The 21,073-nt window shown below is 71.2% G+C and carries 16 protein-coding genes; 8 read left to right on the plus strand and 8 right to left on the minus strand.

What is annotated here, in order from left to right:
• Positions 1–15: 15 nt before the first annotated feature.
• Positions 16–873 (plus strand): DUF3396 domain-containing protein, encoded by an 858-nt coding sequence (locus tag NR792_RS15105; protein ID WP_375760729.1) that lies wholly within the window; start codon positions 16–18, stop codon positions 871–873.
• A gap of 3 nt (positions 874–876) precedes the next feature.
• On the opposite strand, the gene NR792_RS15110 is transcribed toward NR792_RS15105, so the two are convergent.
• The 4 genes from NR792_RS15110 to NR792_RS15125 all read right to left on the minus strand — a co-directional run bounded on the left by NR792_RS15110 (position 877) and on the right by NR792_RS15125 (position 6,491).
• Complete coding sequence (locus NR792_RS15110) at positions 877–1,785, minus strand: DUF2381 family protein (protein WP_375760730.1); 909 nt, start codon at positions 1,783–1,785, stop codon at positions 877–879.
• Positions 1,786–1,904: 119 nt separating this feature from the next.
• Positions 1,905–3,776: a serine/threonine protein kinase gene (locus tag NR792_RS15115; protein WP_375760731.1), complete on the minus strand. Its 1,872-nt coding sequence runs from the start codon at positions 3,774–3,776 to the stop codon at positions 1,905–1,907.
• 379 nt (positions 3,777–4,155) lie between these two features.
• Positions 4,156–5,325: a TfuA-like protein gene (locus NR792_RS15120; protein ID WP_375760732.1), complete on the minus strand. Its 1,170-nt coding sequence runs from the start codon at positions 5,323–5,325 to the stop codon at positions 4,156–4,158.
• Positions 5,322–6,491, minus strand: a complete 1,170-nt coding sequence (locus NR792_RS15125; RefSeq protein ID WP_375760733.1) for a YcaO-like family protein — start codon at positions 6,489–6,491, stop codon at positions 5,322–5,324. The genes NR792_RS15120 and NR792_RS15125 overlap by 4 nt, the downstream gene beginning before the upstream one ends.
• 121 nt (positions 6,492–6,612) lie before the next feature.
• On the opposite strand from NR792_RS15125, the gene NR792_RS15130 reads away from it, so the two are divergent.
• The 5 genes from NR792_RS15130 (at position 6,613) to NR792_RS15150 (ending at position 9,556) form a co-directional block, all read left to right on the plus strand.
• Positions 6,613–7,089 carry a peroxiredoxin gene (locus NR792_RS15130; protein WP_375760734.1) on the plus strand — a complete coding sequence of 159 codons (477 nt, stop codon included), beginning with the start codon at positions 6,613–6,615 and terminating at the stop codon, positions 7,087–7,089.
• 151 nt (positions 7,090–7,240) lie between these two features.
• Positions 7,241–7,813, plus strand: a complete 573-nt coding sequence (locus NR792_RS15135) for an RNA polymerase sigma factor (protein ID WP_375760735.1) — start codon at positions 7,241–7,243, stop codon at positions 7,811–7,813.
• Positions 7,813–8,358: a zf-HC2 domain-containing protein gene (locus NR792_RS15140; protein ID WP_375760736.1), complete on the plus strand. Its 546-nt coding sequence runs from the start codon at positions 7,813–7,815 to the stop codon at positions 8,356–8,358. The genes NR792_RS15135 and NR792_RS15140 overlap by 1 nt, the downstream gene beginning before the upstream one ends.
• A gap of 5 nt (positions 8,359–8,363) precedes the next feature.
• Positions 8,364–8,852 (plus strand): hypothetical protein, encoded by a 489-nt coding sequence (locus tag NR792_RS15145; RefSeq protein ID WP_375761623.1) that lies wholly within the window; start codon positions 8,364–8,366, stop codon positions 8,850–8,852.
• Between the two features lie 128 nt (positions 8,853–8,980).
• Positions 8,981–9,556: a DUF4136 domain-containing protein gene (locus NR792_RS15150; RefSeq protein WP_375760737.1), complete on the plus strand. Its 576-nt coding sequence runs from the start codon at positions 8,981–8,983 to the stop codon at positions 9,554–9,556.
• Between the two features lie 11 nt (positions 9,557–9,567).
• On the opposite strand, the gene NR792_RS15155 is transcribed toward NR792_RS15150, so the two are convergent.
• The 3 genes from NR792_RS15155 to uvrA all read right to left on the minus strand — a co-directional run bounded on the left by NR792_RS15155 (position 9,568) and on the right by uvrA (position 16,744).
• Positions 9,568–10,713, minus strand: coding sequence for a chemotaxis protein (locus tag NR792_RS15155; RefSeq protein WP_375760738.1), 1,146 nt, complete (start codon positions 10,711–10,713; stop codon positions 9,568–9,570).
• A gap of 132 nt (positions 10,714–10,845) precedes the next feature.
• The gene (locus tag NR792_RS15160) at positions 10,846–11,406 is read right to left on the minus strand and encodes a glutathione peroxidase (protein WP_375760739.1); all 561 of its coding nucleotides are present in this window, start codon (positions 11,404–11,406) and stop codon (positions 10,846–10,848) included.
• Positions 11,407–11,440: 34 nt separating this feature from the next.
• Positions 11,441–16,744, minus strand: coding sequence for an excinuclease ABC subunit UvrA (gene uvrA, locus NR792_RS15165; RefSeq protein WP_375760740.1), 5,304 nt, complete (start codon positions 16,742–16,744; stop codon positions 11,441–11,443).
• A gap of 178 nt (positions 16,745–16,922) precedes the next feature.
• Between uvrA and NR792_RS15170 the strand changes: the two genes are divergently transcribed.
• Positions 16,923–17,936, plus strand: a complete 1,014-nt coding sequence (locus tag NR792_RS15170) for a serine protease (protein ID WP_375760741.1) — start codon at positions 16,923–16,925, stop codon at positions 17,934–17,936.
• Positions 17,937–17,959: 23 nt separating this feature from the next.
• Here the strand turns inward: NR792_RS15170 and NR792_RS15175 are convergent, their stop codons facing one another.
• The gene (locus NR792_RS15175) at positions 17,960–18,544 is read right to left on the minus strand and encodes a DUF2378 family protein (RefSeq protein ID WP_375760742.1); all 585 of its coding nucleotides are present in this window, start codon (positions 18,542–18,544) and stop codon (positions 17,960–17,962) included.
• A 372-nt stretch (positions 18,545–18,916) separates the two neighbouring features.
• On the opposite strand from NR792_RS15175, the gene NR792_RS15180 reads away from it, so the two are divergent.
• Positions 18,917–21,040, plus strand: a complete 2,124-nt coding sequence (locus NR792_RS15180) for a M4 family metallopeptidase (protein ID WP_375760743.1) — start codon at positions 18,917–18,919, stop codon at positions 21,038–21,040.
• Positions 21,041–21,073 lie beyond the last annotated feature (33 nt).

The following is a 21,073-nucleotide window of genomic DNA, read 5'->3' on the forward strand; positions in this document are numbered from 1 at the left end:
GCAGGACACGGAGGCATGCTGCTCCGAGATGGCGTCAGCATTGCCTTTTACCTGGCTCACTCGCACCATGACGTCGCCCAGCGAATTGAACATGCCCTGCATGTGTTTCAGCACGCCATCGTCCCGGCATCCCTGAATTGGTATTGTGATTACGAAGGGGACTTCCACGAAATCGGTAGTGCTGGTCGAGAGTTCCTGGAGCAGGAACTTCACTCCTCCCAGTTCGCCTACGTCGATCTAGCGGATCACGTCAATGGAGTGGGCGATTACAGGTTCATCTATAACGGCCAGTGGAGGGAGAATCCCGACTCCCCGGATGCGGCACAGACGTTCAGCACCGTCACTTTCTGGCTCCCTACGGAGTTCCTGGAGTCGCAAGGGCCAGTCCTCGTCCGCGAGCTGGCGTTGAAACTCTCAGCGGACCTGCCGTTTACATCCGGGCATGCGGGTTTCGCCTTCAATGCCCAGCTCAGTCTCATGGATGTCGACGAATGGATTCAACGCGAACGCCTTCGTCATCCCGGGATGGATGTTCCCGATGAGTCTGCATCCCTTCACCTGGGCAACCGTGTCCGCGGCGTCCATTGGATGAACTTCCTGGGTCCCCCGGTGCTTGAGGAACTGGGCGGCGTGGATGCGCTCCGTGAAAAGCTCAAGAGTCCTGGCACGACCGTGACGCCTCTGTCGGAGGGACGCGCGGTCATTACCCTGGGCCCTGAGCCCGACGCGGGGGATACGGCGCGGAGCCCCGTCCTACCGGCCTACCGTGAACTGGCCCGCGTCCTGGAGCCCTGGATGTACTTCCAGGGTGACTCCCGTCCCTCCAGGGATGCCGAAGCCCTGCGTCGCTGGGAGCGCCGGTTCCTGGACTGAGTCTCAGGAGAAATCGATGCCGCGCCACTGCGTCATCCGGTTGCCGTCCACATCCGAGACGTTCAGCTGATAGCCGCGCAGCTCCGGGTTGTTCACGTCGAACTCAAGGATCAGCGTCGCCGCGGCTTCCGCTGTGATGGGCCCGGACTGGGCGGGTGGCAGGGACTCCCACTCGTTCCCCTGCCGGTCCACCAGCACCGCCCGCCCGATGATCCATGGCTTCTTGTCGGCCGCCCGCAACGACAACTTCACGGCCCGCCGCTTCCCCGACATGTACGCCCAGTTCTTTTCGATTCGCAATGAACAGGGTTGCTTGCAACTCAGCGACCTAGCAGTCGCTCCGACCGAAATGCCAGGGAACGCCGCTACGGCCTCCAGGAGTCCCCGAAAGCCGGTCCGTTCGCATGCCCCTCCCGTCTGGGAACCTCGCTCCTGTCTCAAGCGATCCAGTTCCGTGCGCAGTTGCTGCACTTCCAGGCGGTACGACTCCGCGGAACGCGCCCGCCGGTAGACTTCCACCTGTCTATCCACGGCACCGGAGTCCACCACCAGGGTCAATGTCAGCCGCGAGGGTAGCGCCGGGCCCGAATCCCTGAACGGAATGGACAACTTCAGCGTTTCCCCCTGCTGCAAGTCATTGGAAGGAATCAGCACGAGGACCGAGCCGCCAGTGCTCACCCGCGCGAATTGCGCTCGCGACTCCAGGCTTACCTGGTCCTGCTGGATCTCGGTATCGAAGAGCAGCGTCGTGCTCACCCCAGGCCCGATGCGGATGGGGCGCGTCCGCGTGTCCTCCGCTCCCACTTCCACCCGGAGCGTTCCTTCAACGGGTTCCTTCTCTGCGGGAGGGGCGGCCAGGACAGTTGTCGACCAGAGAAGAACCGGAAGCGCGACGAACAGACAGGAGGGCACGGTAGTGAGGGCTCCTCGAACCGGGGCGGCAGGAGTTTCCTTCTATCACGGAGCGTTTCGCGTGGCCGCTGCTCGATGATGACCCATCTCCGTGAGGAGTCATCGTTGAGGCGAAGTATCTACTCCTCGTTGGGCATGTAGAGCCGCTTGACCCCCCTCACGTTAAGCAACTGGACCGGGATGTGACGAACGGTGGCGGTGTCCTTGTCGAAGTTTTCTTGGTTTTGCAGAAAGCCCCATCGTTCGTGCTGAAGGTCGAAGAACTCCATGCAAATAGGAATGACCCGCCCCTCGGGTAGGGTGGCCTCCGTGAAGAAGAGCCGCGTCTCCCCCGGCGCGAACACTGCGCGCCCCCTCACCGCAGTGCGCGGCGGCAGGTCGCCTTTCCCCCACGCCGTGTTATGGGTAATGCCCGCGATGGGCCCTTCACGGACCTCCATCTGGCCGAGCTCGTTTTCTTGCAGGTAGACGTAGTCCATGCCCCTGAGCCTGTAGAGACCAAACTCCGTCATGGCCGCCTTGGCGCCCGGCGGACACGGTTCGCCTTCCTCTCTGCGGGTGTTGGCATTGCCGCCCGCGCAGGACACACCCACGCAGGCCGCAACGGCTGCTCCGGCGATCTTCCGCATGACGCCCCCGTCTGCACGCAAGGGTTTCGCGGGAGCACTCGCGACCACGGGCGGTACGGACGGAGCCGGTTCCACCGCGGCGGAGGCTCCCGCATCCGGGGAAGCGGCCACCGCGAGCACGGCGGCATCGGGAAGACTCGGGGTTGGGGTCACGGACGGACTTCCTTTCTCAGACACAGGCGCTACGGCAGGTGGAGGACGGTCCGGCGTCAGCCGGGCCAGTCCGAAGATCAAAAGGCCCAACAACAGTGCTCCCAGGCCGAGCACCGCTCCGGAACGGCGGCGCCGCTTCGGCGACACGGAGGGCGCCACGATGGCGGGCGAACCCGCGGTCTCCGTGGCATCGGACTCCGACTCGGTGGCTCTCCCGGGGTACTGCGACAGCGACACCACGCCCCGGTCCAGGCCAGACGCATCCGGGTCCTCCGGGATGTCCAGGGACACCTTCCAGTCCGAGTGGCGCTTGTCCTTGGCCGCGTCCCAGAGCGCCTGCAGCAGCGTCTCCGTCCCCGAGTAACGGTCCTCGGGGCGCTTGGAGAGCAGCCGCATCGCGATGTCCGACAGGCTGGAGGGGACCTTGGGGTTGATGTCTTTGGGAGCGCGCGGCACCACCGACTCGATGGCGGGCAGCAACCGCTCGTAGGGCAGGCGCGGGTCGAAGGCGTAGCCGTCCGTCAGCGACTCGTAGAGCAGCGCGCCCAGCGCGTAGAGGTCGCCCGGGATGCCCGCGTCGAAGTTCGCTCCCGACTTCCAGGAGCCCTCGCGCAGGAACGCCACGCACTCGGGAGGCAGCAGGTGGGGCGACGCGGGCGCGACACCCACTGTCAGCGTGGAGGCCCCGGGGATGCGCGCCGTGCCCATGTCGATGAGGATGGGCCGCTCGTCCGCGCGGCGGATGAGCAGGTTGTCCGCCTTGAGGTCGCGGTGAAGGACGCCCCGGCGGTGGAGATCCGCGAACACCCGCACGACCTCCGTGTAGACGGTCAGCAGGTGCGCGGCGGAGGGCTTCACGCGCCAGCGCCACTCGTGAAACGTCTCGCCATCCACGAAGTCGGTGACGTGGAAGAGGTAGCCGTCCGGCGGCTCCGGCCAGCGGTCCACCGCGTGCACACGCGGCAGGTTGGGATGCGGCGCGCACGCGAGCAACGCCGCCACCTCCCGCGAGAGCCGTCCGTTGACGTCCTCTTCATCCGGGGCGTGCTGGTTCGCCGGCCGCAGCGCGAGCTTCAGTGCGTAGACGTTCCCCGCACGCTCCACCTTGAAGACCCGGCCGAAGCCTCCCGCGCCCAGGAAGCCCACGATTCGCCACGGGCCGACGTGGTGGCCGACTTCAAGCTGGTCCGGGTGGAACGGCGTGCTCATGACCCTGACTCAAGCCGCGACACAACCTGGGAGGTGGGGACACCTTTCCAGGGGTTCAGGACCCGCGAGGGCGCCTTCCCTGCCACACCCCACCGCGCAGGTCGGATTCCCCGCAATCCGGGAGGGAGCCCGACGGATGACGGCACGGACCCACTTGGCGGAACCACCCGGGGAGCGGTGTTCAATGCGGACAACCTCCGGGGTTGACCCTATCCGTCCGTGCGGGGCTGTCACGTTTTTTCGTGACGCAGCAGGAGGGTTGACCCTGAACGCGCGTCCAACCCGCCAGGGTGCATGAGGACCACGGGCGCGTGAAACAGGTCTCAACCGTCAGCCGTGACGGAGGTCCCTGTCTGGAATTACTCGGGGGGACGGGCCGTCACCCGCCGTCGTCAGGCCCTTCGTCCGCTTCCGCCAGCGCGCGGGCGGCCTGCTCCCACTGGCCTCCCAGCCGGGCTTCGGAGGCCAGGGCCTCGTCCCAGGAGGGGCCGTCCGGAAGGAGCCTTGATGCGTTCAGCAACGCCAGCCGCTCCAGCGCCCGGGCCTCGCACAGCTGGCGCAGCCCCGGTCCGTCGAGCCCGCTCGCGGCGAGGAAGGCCTCGCGGCGGGACACGCGGATCCCCCGCTCCTTCCACCACGCGGCCTCCTCCGCGGCGATCTCCTCCTCCGTCGCGGCGAGGCCCAGCGACCGCGCCCAGCCCGCGAGCAGCGCGCGCCGCAGGCCGGCCTCCGCCCAGGCCGCCGCATCCGGCGCGCCGCGCAGCAGCTCCATCACGCGTCCGGAGTCCACGGGGCGCGGGCCCACGCGCGTCACGTCCTCCACCAGGCGCCGGCGCCGCACCAGCGAGGAGGGATTGCGCCGCACGCCGGGCCGCGGCGGTTCCGACTGGCTCACGAAGTCCGCCGCCGAGCGGATGCACTCCAGGGCGTCCAGCCGCTTGAGGTCCTCCACCCCATTCGCGAACCAGGCGTCCCACGCATCGCGCACGGGCCGGGTCCACGCGGGCTCCACGGCCTCGCGGACCCGTGCCCAGGTGCGCTCCTGGTAGAAGACGGCCGCCGCCGCGTCCACCAGGGCCTGGGCGCCGGGGCGGCCCAGCACGCGCGCCTTGCGTGCCTGCTCCGCCGCGTGGCGCACGTTCACCAGGGGCACGGTGAGGGGACGCCAGCCGTGCTCGGCGTCCGCGTGCAGCAGCGCCACCTCCGAGTCGTCCACCACCACGCCGTCCCGATACCAGCCGAAGATGCGGCCCACGCCCACCATGCCCTGCCCGGCCAGCTCCGAGGCGCGCAGCGCGCCCATGCTGCCGCCGCCGAACACGGCCACGCCCGCCTCCATCGCCGCGAGCAGCTCGTGGTGCCACACGGACGGCTGCGCCTCGAAGACGCCGTCCACCAGCACCAGGGCCCGGGGCTTGAGCGACAGCGCCCGCCACACGTCGCCCTGCCGCGCGGGAGGCAGCACCGTGCACGGCGCGATCCGCCGCGCCTCCGCCTCGGGCAGCGAGGGCCCCAGGAACACCACCAGGTCGTCCGACCGCCGTTTCACAGGAGCCCCGAGACGCGCATGCCCGCCACCACCACCTTCCACACGTGCAGCCCGGGCACCGGCGCGTCCAGCACCACGCCCGCCACCCGGGTGAAGCCCGCACCGTCCAGCAGCGACAGCACCGCGCGCACCTTCGCCGTCGCGGTCCCTGCCCGGCGGACCGTCACGTCCGGCATCGCGTCCACGGCGCGCCGCGGCCGCACCTCCGCCAGGGCCTGGGCGAACCCCAGCGACGCCTCGCGGTCCGCCGCCGCCACGTCCTCCCGGGCGCCGTGGATGTCCGTCAGCCGCGACTGCGCGGCCTCCAGCAGGGCCTTGTGCAGCGCCTCGTCCCGGTCCAGCGCGCACGCATAGCCGGCCGTGAGGGGCACCGGCCCCTCGTCCGCGTCCACCAGCACCGCCGCCGCCACCGGCAGCCCCACCCGGCCCCGCGTCCGGGGCGCGGGCGTCACGTCGAAGAGGTAGGCGTGGAACCCTCGGGTCCGCAGCGCGTCCCGCAGCGCGGCCGTGCGCGGCGCCCCGTCCTCCAGGCCCTCCGGCCGCAGCATCCGCCCCACCACGCCCTCCTCGGACCAGCCCTCCGGCAACGCCCTTGCCAGCTGGTCGCGCTCCGTGGCCTCCAGCAGCGCGTGCAGCAGCGCCGGCTCCGACTCCGGATGCGCCCCGGAGCCGTTCGTCGTCCAGGCCACCGACAGCGGCCCCAGCTCCACCGTCCCCGAGGGCGGGCAGTACACGCCCTGCGCCGGCACCCAGACGCGCTCGCCTGCGTCCAGCGTCCGCGCCTCGCACCATGCCAGCCGCACCGCCGGCCCCGCGAGCCTGGGCGCCATCACCGCCCCCGCCGACCCCAGCGCCTCCACGCCCCAGACCGCGTCGCCTGTCCGCTCCAGCTCCGCCTGGGCCCCCCAGCGCAGCCGCTCCGGCCGGACCGTCTCCGCCGCCCACAGCTCCGCCGTCTCGAAGAGGGCGCCCCGGGCCGCGGCCTCGAAGGTGAGCCCCTTGCCGTTACACACCTGGAGCACGTGTCCACCCGGACGCACCGCGCAGGCGACCTCCACGCCGGTGCGGTCCAGGCCGGTGACCCGGGCGACCCGGGTCACGCCCAGGCCTCGGGCCAGGGCATCGAGGAAGGCGGGGGAGGCAGGGTCCGTCAAGGCAGGCGGCACGGCGGGGCACCTTGCCAGATTCCGAGGGGAGCGGACACCCGGCGCGGCGCGGCATGGGATGGCGGGGAAAACGTGGTAGGGGAAGGACAACTCCCGCCGTTGGGGATGGAGCACGCATCGAATGATTGCCGTCGGAGACCTCGCACCTGACTTCGCCGCGACCGACTGCCATGGGCAGACCGTGCGGTTGTCGGAGCTTCGAGGCCGGCGCGTCGTGCTCTTCTTCTTCCCGCGCGCCTTCACCGTGGGCTGCACCATCGAGAACAGGGCGTTCCGGGACAACCACGAGCGGATCCGCGCGCTGGGCGCGGAGCTGGTCGGCGTCTCCGTGGACACGCTCACCACCCAGTGCGACTTCGCCCAGCAGGAAGGCATCCACTTCGCCCTCCTGGGAGACGACGAGCGGCGGATCAGCCGCGCCTGGGGCGTGCTGTGGCCCGTGCTCAACATCGACCGGCGCGTCACCTTCATCATCGGCGCGGACGGCACCGTCGAACACGTCATCCACCACGAGGTGCGCGTCTACCGCCACCTGGACGACGTGCTGAAGTACCTCCAGGCCCACCCCGCCCCGGGCAACGACACCGCCTCCGCCTGAGGGCGCCCGCGCCTGCCCGCCTGCCCGGTACCGGACGTCTCCTGTTCGCCCCCGGGGCGAAATGCAGGGCGGAAAATAACCTTCCGCCCCCTGGAGGGTTGGAGCCCCTGTGAGCGGACGGGTCCTAGGACTGGTGCGGCCCGGTGGGGCCGTGAGCGCTCTCTCGGACGAGGCCCTATGCGGGGCCTTCCTCGCGGGGGACGCGGCGGCGTTCGGCCAGCTCTTCGAGCGGCACCGGGGCCTCGTCTTCTCGCTGATGCGCCGCTACACGGTGAGCGCGGAGGACGCGGCGGACCTGACGCAGCAGGCATTCCTCCGGGCCCTGGAGGCGTCGCGACGGGTGTTCGCGCGCTTCACCCCCGCCACGCCCACGCCGTTCCGGTCGTGGCTGGTGCGGGTGGCGCTCAACCTGGCGAAGAACCACGCGCGGCAGGGGCTGCGGTGGCGGCCGGTGCTGGTGGCGCCGGTGACGGATGACGTGGCGGCGGATCCCGGCGAGGGCGCGGAGGCGTCCCTGGAGCGCACCCAGCAGGGGCAGCGGGTGCGTCAGGCGGTGCTGGCCCTGCCCCGCCGTCAGCGCGAGGTGCTGACGCTGCGGGTGGACGGCGGACTGCCGTTCAAGGACATCGCGGAGACGCTGGGCATCACGGAGAACAACGCGAAGGTGCAGTTCCACCACGCGGTGAAACGCTTGAAGGCCGACGTGGCCGGGGAGACGCAGTGATGGGTGCGTGCGTGGAATACGAGGAGCAGGCGAGCCTCCACGCCGCGGAGGCGCTGGAGGGCGAGGAGGCCACGCGCTTCCAGGCCCACCTGGAGTCCTGCGCGGCCTGCCAGGGGGAGGTGGCCTCCGCGCGCGAGGTGCTGGGGCTGGCGGCGCTGCCGCCCCAGACGCCCGTGGAGGTGCGCGCGCAGGAGGGCCTGGGCTCGAGGACGCTCGCGGCCTGGCGCCGTGAGCAGTCGCGCCAGAGCATGAGCCGCCGGGCGCTGGGTTCGCTCGCGGCGGTGGCGGCGGTGGTGGCGCTGATGCTGGGGCCGTCCGCGCTGGAGCGGCTCAGGGCACCCCACCCCGCGGCGACGCCGGCCACCGTGCAGACGGCGAGCGCCCGCGACGACGTGGACGCGGAGACGCTGGCCGCCTTCGAGGCCTGGGCCGGGTTGGATCCGCTGGAGGACGACGGTTCGGAGTACAGCGTGGACGAGGACCTGACGTGGGAGGGCGACGACGCCGACCTGGATGGGGACTTCGACCTGGGAGAGACACTGTGAAGACGATGAAGCGGATGACGTTGGCGCTCGCGTTCGCGCTGCCCGTGATGGCGCTGGCGCAGCCCCGGGCGCAGGAGCCGGGAGCGCGTGACTCCGACCGCATGGCCCGGGCCGAACAGCGGCAGCGGCTGCGGCAGGTGCTGGAGCTGGCGGACTCGCTGGAGCTGGACAGCGCGCAGGCCCTGAAGATGGATGAGACGCTGCGCCGCTTCGAGGACCGCCGGCGCCCGCTTCGCGAGCAGGTGCGGGACTCCGCGCGCATCCTCCACCAGGCGGCGCGCGGCGACAGCGCGGCGCTGGGACAGGTGGACGCGGCGGCGCAGAAGGCCTTCGACGCGCGGGCGCAGATCGCCGCGCTGGACCGGGAGCTGTACCAGGCGCTCGCCAAGGACCTGTCCCCGCAGAAGCGCGCGACGCTGGCCATGGTCATGGCCCGCTCCGAAGGCATGAAGGGAATGAAGGTCAAGGGACCCAAGGGACCGCGCGGCGACTGAGGACGCCCCTGCCGGAAGTCGGAGGCGGACAGGCGGGCACGGGGGGGCATCCCCGGGGGCCATCCCCAACGTCATGGCATCGACCGTGTCCCGCCCCCTGGGATGCGTCCATCCTCCTGGAGGCCGCCATGCGTCTGCTGTCCCGTGTCCTTCCCGTGCTCGTGGGCCTGGGGCTCGCGTCCTGCGCGGGCGTCGATGTCGGCACCAACTACGACCCCGCCGCGGTCCAGCGCATCAACGAGTTCCGCAGCTATGCGTGGCTGTCGCATCCCGAGCAGACGACGGACACGCGCATCAACAACGCCATCACCGAGTCGCAGGTGACAGGGGCGGTGGATCGCAACCTCCAGGCCCGCGGCTACAAGAAGGTGGATGCGAGCGCGAATCCGGACTTCCTCATCGGCTGGCAGGGCGCCATCGACACGCGGCTGTCCGCGGAGACGGTGGACAGCTACTGGGGCTACCCGTGGGATCCGTTCTGGGGTTCGTACTACGGGCCCTCGGAGACGTACGTGCGCCAGTACGACGTGGGCACGCTCATCCTCGACGTGGTGGACGCGAGGGAGAAGACGCTCGTCTGGCGCGGCACGGCCCAGGCGAACCTGGGCGACAGCCCGAGCGCCCAGACCGATGGCGGCAGGATTGAAAAAGGCGTGGAGAAGATGCTGGAGAAGTTCCCGCCCAAGCCGGAGGAGAAGAAGTAGGCGCTCTCTCTTCAGCGCGCGCGCCGCCACGCGCGCGTCAGCACCAGGCCGCCCAGCACGCCGCCCACGCCCAGCAGCACCAGCAGCAGCGCGAGCCAGAGGAACACGCGGTCCACCAGCGGCCCCAGCCGGTCGAACGCGTGGTCCACCCAACCGCGCGCCAGACCATCGAGTTGCTGGAGCGTGGCCACCCGCTCGGCATGCAGCGCGTCCACCACCGCCTGGCGCTCGCGCCCCACGTCCGCGAGCACGGCCTGCCGCTCGCCGGTGACGAACTCCTGAAGGCCCAGGCGCTCGCGGTGCACCGCGTCCAGCACCGCGCGGCGTTCGCGTTCGATGTGCGCGGGCGTGTTCGCGGCCACGGCGCCCACGCGGTCCAGCAGGTCCACCGTGCGCCCCAGCTCCGCCAGCGCGGCCTGGACGGTGGGGGCGCGCATCGCGTCGGTCGCGACCAGCTCCGCCTGCCAGCGCGCCTGCCGGGGCAGGCTCGTCGCGTAGAGGTCCACGCGCGCGGTGAGGTCGCGCGTGTCCTCGATGAGGCCGGCGGCCGTGGACCTCAGGCCTCCCCCCGCCACGTCCGTGAGCGACGCCAGCAGGGCCGTGGTGGATTCGCGAGTGACGAGCGGTCCGGTCAACGGGTGCTCCGCGGCCCAGGCGTGCACCCGGTCCCGGGTCTGGGTCACGTCCTCGTGGCCGGTGACCTCGCGCCACTCGGCCGCCAGCTCGGACTCCAATGCCACCAGCGAGTCATGGGCGTGCGCCACCAGCTCCGGCGAGGCGCCCGCGGCGGAGCGCGGCAGGGAGTCCTCCAGCTGGGCCAGCAGCGCCCACGTGTCGATGAGCGCGGCCACCGGATCCGGCTTGAAGAGCGTGCTCTGCACGGCGGGCACCGCGTTGGCCTTGAACCGCAGCATGGCCGCGGCCACGGAGGGTGAGCCGGAGCGCAGGGCCAGGTCGTCCGCCATGGCCTCAATCAATCCGGAGAAGCGCCGGGCCAGGTCCCGCACCCGCGTGCGCATCACCGCCACGGACAGGTCGGACCGTCCCACGCGCGTGGCCAGCTCCGAGCGCCGCGGCTCCAGTGACGCGCACCCACCGCCCAGCGCCGCGAGCAGCACCACGGTCACGACGCGCACAGGGGAAAGAGCCGGAGCCATGGGCCGGGACCCAAGCTGCGCACGCCCTGCCCCACCGCCGAGCGGCCCCCCGGCGCGGAGCCAACGTCGGACGCCCAACGCCCGGCGCGGATCCCCGTCACGAGGACCGGATCCGCCGCCGGGGAACGCCCGTCACTTCTCCGCGAGCGCCTTGTCGATGGCGGCCTTCAGCTCCGGGCTGTCAGGCGTGACGCTGCTGGGGAACGCGGCCTTCACCTGGCCGTCCTTGCCCACCACGTACTTGTGGAAGTTCCACTTGGGCTCGCCGTGGTCCTTGGCGAGGAACGCGTAGACGGGGGACTGGCCCTCGCCCTTCGTCTTCACCTTCTCGAACATGGGGAAGGAGACCTTGAAGCGCAGCTCGCAGAACTTCGCGATCTGCTCGGAGGTGCCCGGCTCCTGTCCGCCGAAGTCGTTGGACGGGAAGCCCAGGACGACCACGCCCTTGTCCTTGTAGCTGTCGTAGAGCGACTGGAGGCCCTTGTACTGCGGCGTGTAGCCGCACTCGGACGCGGTGTTCACGACGAGGGCGACCTTGCCCTGGAAGTCCGACAGCTTCCCGGGCTTGCCGTCGAGCCGGTTGGCGGAGAGCTGGTGGAAGGACATGGCTTTCTTTTCGGTCTTGTCCGCGGCGGAGGCCGCCGTGGAGAGGGAGAGCACCGTCGCGACGGTGAACAGCAGTGGGGTTCGCATGGCGCGCGCAGGATGCCGCAAGGCGTTCATCGTTTCACCGTCCCCGCGCGGCGACGCGCGTCCTGGGTTCTTCAGTGGAAAAAACCGTCTTGAGCACGCGGCCCGTGGGCGTCTTGAGCTTCGCCACCTCGCGCGGCGTGCCTTCGCCCACGATGCGGCCTCCGCCCTCGCCGCCCTCCGGCCCCAGCTCCACCACGTGGTCCCCCGCGGCGATGACCGACGGGTGGTGCTCAATCACGACCAGCGTGTCGCCCCGGTCCACCAGCCGGCCCAGGAAGGTGATGAGCTTCTCCACGTCGCCCAGGTGCAGGCCGGTGGTGGGCTCATCCAGCACGTACAGCGTGGGCTCGTGGCGGGAGGTGGCCGTCAGCTCCGCGGCCAGCTTGAGCCGCTGCGCCTCGCCGCCGGACAGCGTGTTGGAGCCCTGTCCCAGCTGCAGGTAGCCCACGCCCAGGTCCGCCAGGCACTCCAGCGGCGCCGCGACCTTGGGCAGCGAGCGGAACACGTCCTTCGCCTCGTCCGCGGACAGGCGCAGCACGTCGCCCACGGTGAGCCCGTGGTAGCGCACCTCCAGCGTGGCGGCGTCGAAGCGCGCCCCGTTGCAGGCCTCGCACGGCGTGACGACGTCCGGCAGGAAGGACATCTCATGGGAGATGGCGCCCTGCCCTTCGCACACCTTGCAGCGGCCACCGGCCGCCGTGTTGAAGGAGAAGCGCGCGGGCCCGAAGCCGCGGATCTTCGCCTCGGGCGTGGCCGCGAACACGCGGCGCAGCTCGTCCCAGATGCCCAGGAACGTCGCCGGCACCGAGCGCGGCGTGCGGCCGATGGGCGACTGATCCACCGACAGCACGCGCTTGATGGACTCGGTGCCCTTGAGCGCATCGAACGCGCCGGGCTTCGACGTGACGAGCCCCAACTTGTCGCGCAGCGCCGGGTACAACACCTGCCGGATGAGCGTGCTCTTGCCGGAGCCCGACACGCCTGAGACGACGTTGAGCCGTCCCACCGGAAGCTTGAGGTCCACGCGCTGGAGGTTGTTCGCGCGAGCCCCCTTCAGCTCCACCCACGCCTTCGGCTCGCCCCGGCCGGACGGAGGCCGCACCTGCGCGGCCCGGAGCGCCAGCGCGGTGGGCGAGTCCGACTCCAGCACCACGTCCGGCGTGCCCTCCGCCAGGATGTGGCCACCGCCCCGGCCGCCCGTGGGCCCCAGGTCCAGCAGGTGATCCGCGGCGCGGATGGTGTCCGAGTCATGCTCCACCACCAGCACCGTGGAGCCCGTCTCCACCAGCGCGCGCAGGTTGTCGAGCAGCCGGTGCGTGTCGCGCGGGTGCAGGCCGATGGTGGGCTCGTCCAGCACGTACATCGCGCCGGTGAGGCCCGCGCCCAGCTGCGCGGACAACCTCAAGCGCTGCATCTCGCCGCCGGACAGCGTGGCGGCGTTGCGGTCCAGGGACAGGTAGCCCAGGCCCACGCGCTCCAGGAACTCCAGGCGCCGCAGCATCTCCTGCCGCGCCGTCTCGCCCAGGAGCGCCCGGTCGCCCTTGAGCTTCCAGGTGCGCACGCGCGCGAGCGTGGACGTCACCGACGCCTGCACCACCTCGTGGTAGCGCGCGCCCTCCAGCCGCACCGCGCGCGGCACGGGGGACAGGCGGGTGCCACCGCACGTGCGGCACGGGGCCGTCTCGCCCTCGGCCATCGCGGAGGCGCCGCCCTGTACGCCGGTGCCCTCGCACGACTCGCAGCGGCCCTGCTTCGTGTTGAAGGAGAACCAGCGGGGGTCGAGCTCCGGCACGGCGGTGCCGCACTTCGGGCACGTGCGCTCGCTGGACAGGAGCGTCTCCGCCTTGCCCGTGCGCAGCTTCACGGCGCCCTTGCCCCAGTTGAGCGACGCCTCGAACAGCTCGCGCGGCAGCTTCGCGAGCTTGCCCTCGTACATCACGAGGTCGATGTCGTGCTCCTTCGTCTTCGTCAGGCGCGGCGGGTTGTCCGTGGACGCCAGCTCCCCGTCCACGATGGCCTGGGTGATGCCCGCGCGCGCCGCCGCCGTGAAGACGTCCAGGTACGTGCCCTTGCGAGCGCGCACCGCGGGCGCCAGCACCTGCCCCTCGCCCTTCGTCGCCAGCACCTGCGCGTAGAGCGCGGCCGGCGTCGTGGCGCCAATGGGCGTGTCGTCGTGCGGGCAGTGCGGCTCGCCGATCTTCGCGTACATGAGGCGCAGGTAGTGGGCCACCTCCGTGACGGTGGCCACGGTGCTGGTGGCCCCCGCGCGCGACGTGCGCTGCTCCAGCGCCACGGTGGGCGGGATGCTGCTGATGCGCTCCACGTCCGGGCGCGGCAGCGTGGGCAGGAACTGCCGGGCGTACGGCGTCAGCGTCTCCAGGAAGCGGCGCTGGCCCTCCGCGAAGACGACGTCGAACACCAGCGAGCTCTTGCCGGAGCCGCTGGGCCCCGTCACCACCGTCATCTTCCCCAGGGGAATCCGGCAGGACACGTCCTTGAGGTTGTGCTCGCGCGCGTGCTCCACCTCGATGGCGGGCGGCGCTTCCTTCCCGGGACGGCGCAGCTTCACCGCCTTCGCCAGCGGCTTGCCCTCGCCCCGGAGCGCGGCGGCGGTGGCGCTGCCCTGCACCTTCGCCACGTCCGCGGGCGTGCCCTCCGCCACCAGCCGGCCCCCGTCGCGGCCGCCCTTGGGCCCCAGGTCGATGATCCAGTCCGAGCCCTTCATCACCGACACGTCGTGGTCCACCACGAGCACGCTCGCGCCCCGGTCCACCAGCGCGTGCAGCGACGCCATCACGTGGCGCACGTCCTCCGCGTGGAGGCCGGCGCTCGGCTCGTCGATGAGGAACAGCGTGCCCTTCGCGTCGCTCGCCAGCGCGCGCGCCAGCTTGAGCCGCTGCGCCTCGCCGCCGGACAGCGTGGACAGGGGCTGGCCCAGGGGCAGGTAGCCCAGGCCCAGCCGCTGCGCCGGCCCCAGCGTGCGCTTCAGCGCCGAGTCGTCGCCGAAGTGCTGGAGCACCTCGTCCACCGTCATCTCCAGCACCTGCGCCACGCTGAAGCCCTGGTGGCGGACGGCGAGCACCTCCTCCTTGAAGCGCCGGCCCCGGCACACCGCGCACAAGAGGGCCACGTCCGCGAGGAACTGCATCTCCACCGTCTCGTAGCCCTCACCCGCGCAGGCCTCGCAGCGGCCCTTGTCCACGTTGAAGGAGAAGTGCGCGGACGTCAGGCCCCGCACCTCCGCGTCGGGCTCGGACGCGAAGCGCTCGCGCAGCCGGTCCCACGCCTTGGTGTACGTGGCCGCGTTGCCGCGCGACGTGCGCCCCAGCGGGGACTGGTCCACGAAGGTGATGGCCTCCACCTGCGCCCCGCCCTCCACCGCCGCCACGTCGCCGGGGGCCTCTACGTCCTTCTCGCCCAGCCCGCGCGCCAGGTGCCGGTAGAGCACCTCGTCCATCAGCGTGCTCTTGCCGGAGCCGCTGGGGCCGGTGATGGCGCACAGCACGCCCAGCGGCACGCGCACGGACACGTCCTTGAGGTTGTGCTCGCGCGCCTCGCGGATGACGATCTCCCCCGTGCGGGTGCGCGGCGTGCGCGGCGCCTCCGAGCCGCCGGACAGCATGCGGCCCGTGGGCAGGTCCTGCCGCTTCGCCAGCGCCTCCGGGGTGCCGTCGAAGCAGAGCGTGCCGCCGTTGCGGCCCGCGCCCGGGCCCAGCTCCAGCACGCGGTGCGCGGAGCGGATGACCAGCGGATCATGCTCGATGACCAGCGCGATGTTGCCCCGGTCCGCCAGCTCCGCGATGGCCTCCGTGAGCGGCGGCACGTCCCCCGGGTGCAGGCCCACGGTGGGCTCGTCCAGCACGAAGAGCGCGCCCGTCAGCGACGTGCCCAGCGCCGCGGTGAGCGACACGCGCTGCGCCTCGCCGCCGGACAGCGTGCGCGCGGGCCGGTCCAGCGTGAGGTAGCCCAGGCCCACGCGCTGGAGGTAGCGCAGGCGCGCGGACAGCTCGCGCCGCGCCAGGTCCCCCTGCCCCGTGAGCGTCTTCAGCGCATCCAGGCGGCTCAGCGCGTCCGTCAGCTCCAGGCCGTGCCAGCCCGGCAGGTCCAGGCCGCCCACGCGCCACGCGCGGGCCTGCTCGTTGAGCCGCGCGCCGTGACAGCTGTCGCAGAGCGTGTACGCGCGATAGCGCGCCAGGAGCACGCGCACGTGCATCTTGTACGTGCGCCCCTCCATCCACCGGAACCACGCGCGCACGCCCGGGTAGACGCGGCCGCCGTCGTAGTCACCCTCGCCCTGGAGCACCGATTCGCGCTGCTGGGCGGTGAGCTTCTCCCACGGCTTGTCGAAGGGGATGCCCTTCTGACGGCAGTAGCGCTGGAGCATCTCCCGCTCCCAGCTGGTGGACTGGCCGGACCAGGGACGGATGGCCCCCTGCGCCAGGCTCAACGTCGGGTTGGGGATCACCTTCCCCCAGTCGATGCCGATGGTGCGCCCGAAGCCCCGGCACGGCGCGCACGCGCCCACCGGGCTCTGGTAGCTGAAGAGGCCTGGCCGCGCGGGCTCGAACTCACGCGCGCACCTGGGGCACACGAGGCCCCGGCGCAGCCGCTTCGGCGCGGCCTCCGGCACGAAGAGCAGCGCCTCGCCGTCCGCGCGCGCCCACGCGTCCTCCAGCGCCTGGGTGACGCGGGACAGGTTCGCGTCCGTCAGCTTCACCCGGTCCACCACCACCTGCGCCACGCCCGCGGGGTCGGTGGCCTCGCCCGGCTTGAGCGTCTCCAGCTCCTTCACCTCGCCCTGCACCATCAGCCGGTGGTAGCCGTCCTTCAGCAGGCGGGCCCTCGCGTCGAGGAACGCGGACGTGTCCGGGATGCGCACGGGGTACGTGAAGACGGCGGGCGCGTCCGGGTGCTCACGCAGGGCGGCCTGCGCGGCCACGCGCGCGTCGGTGCGCACCGCCTCCAGGCCACAGTCCGGACACACCGGCATGGCCTCACGGGTGAAGAGCGCGGACAGGTACGGCTCCACGTCCGCCAGCGTCGCCACCGTGGAGCGCGAGCTCTTCACCGGCGCGCGCCGGTCCACCGCGACGCCCGCGGCCACCGGCTCCAGCGCGTCCATGGGCGGCCGCTCCAGCCGCTCGAGGAACTGCCGGGCATACGGGCTGAAGCTCTCCACGAAGCGGCGCTGGCCCTCCGCGTAGAGCGTGTCCAGCGCGAGGCTCGACTTGCCGCCTCCGGACACGCCGGTGACGCAGACGAACTCTCCTTCGGAGAGGTCGACGGACAAATCCTTGAGGTTGTGGGTGCGGGCGCCGACGAGGTGGGTCTTGTGCATGCCGGCCGGAGGTTTAACGACCGGACACTCGCGCGCCAATCACAACATGACGGCCAACATCGCCCCGCCCGGGTGGGTTGGGTGGAGAGCGGGCGGGCTGATACAACCCGATGCGACTGGCCCCATCGGACGTGTCTCGATGGGAATGCCGGCCGGAGCATCACGAACGGGGGTGGCCATGTCCGACGACGACCAGGCACGCCGTGCGCGGGCCGAAGAGGCCTTGCGGCGCACGAGTGCCTCCCTGGTGTTGCTGGACCTGGGCGGCCATACCGCCACGGGCTTCGTCGTCTCCACGGAAGGCCACGTCGTCACCAGCCTCCACGCGGTGGCCAGCGCGCGCGCCATCACCGCCGTGCTCCCGGACGGCCTGCGCTCCCCGGTGGTGCAGGTGGCCGCCGTGGACGAGCGGCGCGACCTGGCCGTCCTGTGCCTGTCCGTCCCGGACCTGGTGCCCGCCCTCGCGCTGGGCCCGGCCACGCTGCCCCGGGAGGGCGAAGCGGTGCACGTGCTCCAGGCCCACGCGGACCGCCTCCCTGAACCGCGCGCCCTGGAGGTCCGCGCGGTGCAGGTGCTGGGCGAATGGCTCACCCTGCTGGAGCTGTCACGCACCCTGCCCGAGGACGCCTCCGGCTCGCCCGTGCTGGACGCGCAGGGTCAGGTGGTGGGGCTGGCCACCGCGGCGCTCGCCAACGGCCGCGCGCTGGGGCTCGTCATCCCGGTGCGCTACATCACGCCGCTCCTCAAGACGTCCGGCCCGCCCCGCCCGCTGTCCGCGCTGGACGCGCCCCGGCAGCGCGCCACCCGCGTGCGCCAGGTGCCCCAGCATCCCGTGGGCCTCCTGGAGGGCTGCGCGACGCCGGCCGTGGAGTCCGTGGCCGCGCTGCTGGGCCAGGCCATCAACGTGGGCGCCCCCGCCTACAACCGGGGCGACGTGGAGGGGTGCTACCGGCTCTACGCGCACACCGCCGAACAGCTCATCGACGAGCGCGACGACTGCCCCGGCGTCCAGCGCGCGCTGCGCGACGGCCTGCTGCGCTGCGAGGGCCTGAGGGACGCGGAGGACCGCGCCTGGGCCCTGCGCGACACGTTCGACGGGCTGATGGACGTCATCGGCCGGTGGCGCCAGTCGCGTCCGGCGCCTCCCGCCCCCACCAGCAAGCGCCCCCCGCCGAAGACGTACCTCAACTAGAGGCGGGGGGACGCGCCGGCCCCTCAGGCCTCGTCCCAGCGGATCCGCAGCGAATAGGCGTGCTCGGCGCGCTCCAGCACGTCCACGCGCGGCAGCACCCGCGTGCGGCGCAGCACCTGCTCCATCACGCCCGCCACGAAGTCCGGCAGCGGATCCGCGTCCACCACGCGCGCCCGCCACTCGCGCGCGCGCACCGGCTCCAGCAGCAGCTTCATGTCGTCGCGGCCCGCGCGCAGGTACGTGGGCAGCCGCGCCAGGCACCGCTCCGCGCCCATGAGCGGCGCCGCCGCGGCGAAGATGCGCCCCACCAGCGTCTGCGCGAAACCCTCCACGTAGTGCGTGCCCAGCACGCGGTTGGCGTCCTCGCTCGCCAGCCCCGGGCACGCATGCCGCCGCGCCACCGCCAGCGACGCGCGCCACACCTCCAGCGGAAGGACTTCGTCCACCGCGTCCGGGTCGTAGCCCACGTCCCGCAGCGCCTGCGCGAACAGGCCGGACGGCCTCAGCGCGTGTTGAAACAAACCTTCGAAGTTCCGGCGCGGCACCCGCACCGCCAGCGTCGGAAGGCCAGGGGCCTCCCGCGTCTCCGGATGAATCCACGGCTCCATGTCTTCAACCCCCCCAGGGTCCAGCCCCCGCACCCACCCGGCCGGGAAACCGTGTCGCAGTGTATCAGCCTCCACGCGTCCGGCCTGCCTGCCTGGTTGCCGCTCGAATGTACTTTTTCATTTATTTCCGCCGCATTTCCGGGCCCCCCGCGACGGCTGCTCCTGACGCCCTGGGTCAGGGATTCCAGGGATTCGGGTCGCGATGCACCCCGGCTGAAAGCAAATTTTTCGTGTCAACCGTTGAATTCACCGGAAGTCCACCAGCGCTATCCACTGAGTTCTGGGATGCCGCGTTAACTTCTTCGTCCCATCGGAAACTCTCGGTGTCCATCATGCGAGAATTGTTCATCCCCCTTGCAGCGTGAGTGTTCAATGACCATTCGCCGCACCGAAGGTTCGACGCCCGTTTCCCTCCGTCCCACCACCGACACCTCGACCCCGGCGAAGGCCAAGAACGTCCTGCGCGTGAAGGACGGCTTCGAGTCCGTCTCCCGCACGGGCGCCACCGCTGGCGCGCAGCCCACCGCGGCCGCCGCGGCGACGACGCAGTCCTCCTCCACGGAGGCCACCTCCGCCCAGACCGGCCGCCTCGCGCTGGACAGCAAGGACGCGCAGCAGGCCATCCAGACGTCCCTGAAGCACCTCACCCCGCCGCTGACCGCGTCGAACCTGCTGGCGGCGAACAAGGCCGGCCCGACGCTGGCGCCCAAGAGCGTGGAGCGCGACGCGCTGGGCATGACGCACGTGCGCCTGGACCGCGTGCACGAGGGCGTGAAGGTCTACGGCGAGCAGCTCATCAGCCACCTGGGCGCGGACGGCAAGGTGTCCAGCGTCACCGGTGAGCAGAACCCCATCCCCGCGGGCCTGGGCTCGCAGAAGCCGAAGCTGGCGCCCCAGCAGGTCATCGACCTCGCGAAGAAGGAGCTGGGCGGCAAGCCGGACAAGCAGCCCTCCGCCGAGCGCATCATCTACCAGGACCAGGCCGGCAAGTACCACTCGGCCTACCAGGTGGAGGTGACGCAGATCGCCAACCAGGCCGAGCCCAAGAAGCAGAACTACATCATCGACGCGAACACCGGGAAGATCCTGGAGAGCTTCAACAAGATCCACGGCTACTCGCGCCCGTTGGCCGCCGGTGACGCCCAGCAGACGACGGTGCTGGCGACCCCGAACGCGCCCATCCCGGACCTGGGCAAGGCCACGTCGAAGGTCACCGTCTCGAACGACATGACGGTCGACTCGCTGAAGCTGGACCTGGACATCAAGCACACGTTCAGCGGCGACCTCACCATCAGCCTGACCAGCCCGTCCGGAAAGACGGCCGTCGTGCAGAGCCGTAAGGGTGGCAGCGCGGACGACGTGAAGGGCAGCTTCGACCTGTCCGCGTTCGCGGGCGAGTCGGCCAAGGGCGACTGGACCCTCACGGTCGAGGACAAGGCCAAGCGCGACACGGGCACGCTGCAGTCGTGGGGCCTCACCGTCACGGGCAAGGGCTCCACGCCTCCCCCGACGGACCCCGTGGGCACCGCGGACGACCAGTCCATGTACAGCGGCAACGTCGATCTGAAGACCACGAAGAACGCGGACGGCACGTACTCGCTGGAGGACTCGACGCGCGGCAAGGGCGTGGCGACCTACGACGCGAAGAACGCGAACACGGCCAGCGGCCAGACGAAGATCACCGACAACAACGACAAGTGGGGCGAGGCCACCGACCCGGCGCGCGCCAAGGCCGCCATCGACGCGCACTACGGCGCGGCCGCGACGTACGACTTCCTCAAGGATGTGCTGGGCCGTGACTCCATTGACGGCGCGGGCGAGAAGCTCACCAGCTACGTGCACGTGCGCAACAACTACGTGAACGCGTTCTGGGACGGCGAGAAGATGAGCTACGGCGACGGCGACGGGAAGCAGTCCGGCCCGCTCACCACGCTGGACATCGCGGGCCATGAGATCGCGCACGGCCTCACCCAGCGCACCGCCGGCCTCATCTACAGCGGCGAGTCCGGTGGTTTGAACGAGGCCTTCTCCGACATCATGGGCACGGGCGTGGAGTGGCACGCCGCCCAGTCGAACCCCGAGGTCAAGTGGAACTGGACCGTGGGCGAGTCCGCCTGGACGCCGACGAACGGCGACCCGCACGACGGCCTGCGCTACATGAACGACCCGACCAAGGACAACTACTCCATCGACAACTACAAGAACTACCCGAAGCAGACGGAGGTGCACGGCTCCAGCGGCATCGCCAACAACGCCTTCTACCTCCTCGTGGAGGGCGGCAAGAACCGCACCTCCGGCCTGGAAGTGAAGGGCGGCATCGGGATGGAGGACGGCCTGAAGATCTTCGGCCGCGCCCTCACCACGTACATGACGCCGAAGACGACGTTCGCCCAGGCCCGCGAGGCCACCATCAAGTCCGCCACGGACCTGTACGGCGCGGACTCCAACCAGGTGCAGAAGGTGAAGGACGCCTGGACCGCGGTGGGCGTGAACTAGTTCCAGCGTCACGAGCTTCCTGAAACACGCGAG

Source organism: Corallococcus exercitus, from assembly GCF_042231735.1.
Lineage (GTDB): Bacteria > Myxococcota > Myxococcia > Myxococcales > Myxococcaceae > Corallococcus > Corallococcus exercitus_B.

Bases quoted from the DNA above. Each gene is read 5' to 3' on its own strand.
- NR792_RS15130 (WP_375760734.1), top strand. From the start codon at position 6,613: ATGATTGCCGTCGGAGACCTCGCACCTGACTTCGCCGCGACCGACTGC.
- NR792_RS15155 (WP_375760738.1), bottom strand. From the start codon at position 10,713: ATGGCTCCGGCTCTTTCCCCTGTGCGCGTCGTGACCGTGGTGCTGCTC.
- NR792_RS15175 (WP_375760742.1), bottom strand. From the start codon at position 18,544: ATGGAGCCGTGGATTCATCCGGAGACGCGGGAGGCCCCTGGCCTTCCG.
- NR792_RS15170 (WP_375760741.1), top strand. From the start codon at position 16,923: ATGTCCGACGACGACCAGGCACGCCGTGCGCGGGCCGAAGAGGCCTTG.
- NR792_RS15140 (WP_375760736.1), top strand. From the start codon at position 7,813: ATGGGTGCGTGCGTGGAATACGAGGAGCAGGCGAGCCTCCACGCCGCG.
- NR792_RS15150 (WP_375760737.1), top strand. From the start codon at position 8,981: ATGCGTCTGCTGTCCCGTGTCCTTCCCGTGCTCGTGGGCCTGGGGCTC.
- NR792_RS15160 (WP_375760739.1), bottom strand. From the start codon at position 11,406: ATGCGAACCCCACTGCTGTTCACCGTCGCGACGGTGCTCTCCCTCTCC.
- uvrA (WP_375760740.1), bottom strand. From the start codon at position 16,744: ATGCACAAGACCCACCTCGTCGGCGCCCGCACCCACAACCTCAAGGAT.
- NR792_RS15145 (WP_375761623.1), top strand. From the start codon at position 8,364: ATGAAGCGGATGACGTTGGCGCTCGCGTTCGCGCTGCCCGTGATGGCG.
- NR792_RS15115 (WP_375760731.1), bottom strand. From the start codon at position 3,776: ATGAGCACGCCGTTCCACCCGGACCAGCTTGAAGTCGGCCACCACGTC.
- NR792_RS15105 (WP_375760729.1), top strand. From the start codon at position 16: ATGCTGCTCCGAGATGGCGTCAGCATTGCCTTTTACCTGGCTCACTCG.
- NR792_RS15180 (WP_375760743.1), top strand. From the start codon at position 18,917: ATGACCATTCGCCGCACCGAAGGTTCGACGCCCGTTTCCCTCCGTCCC.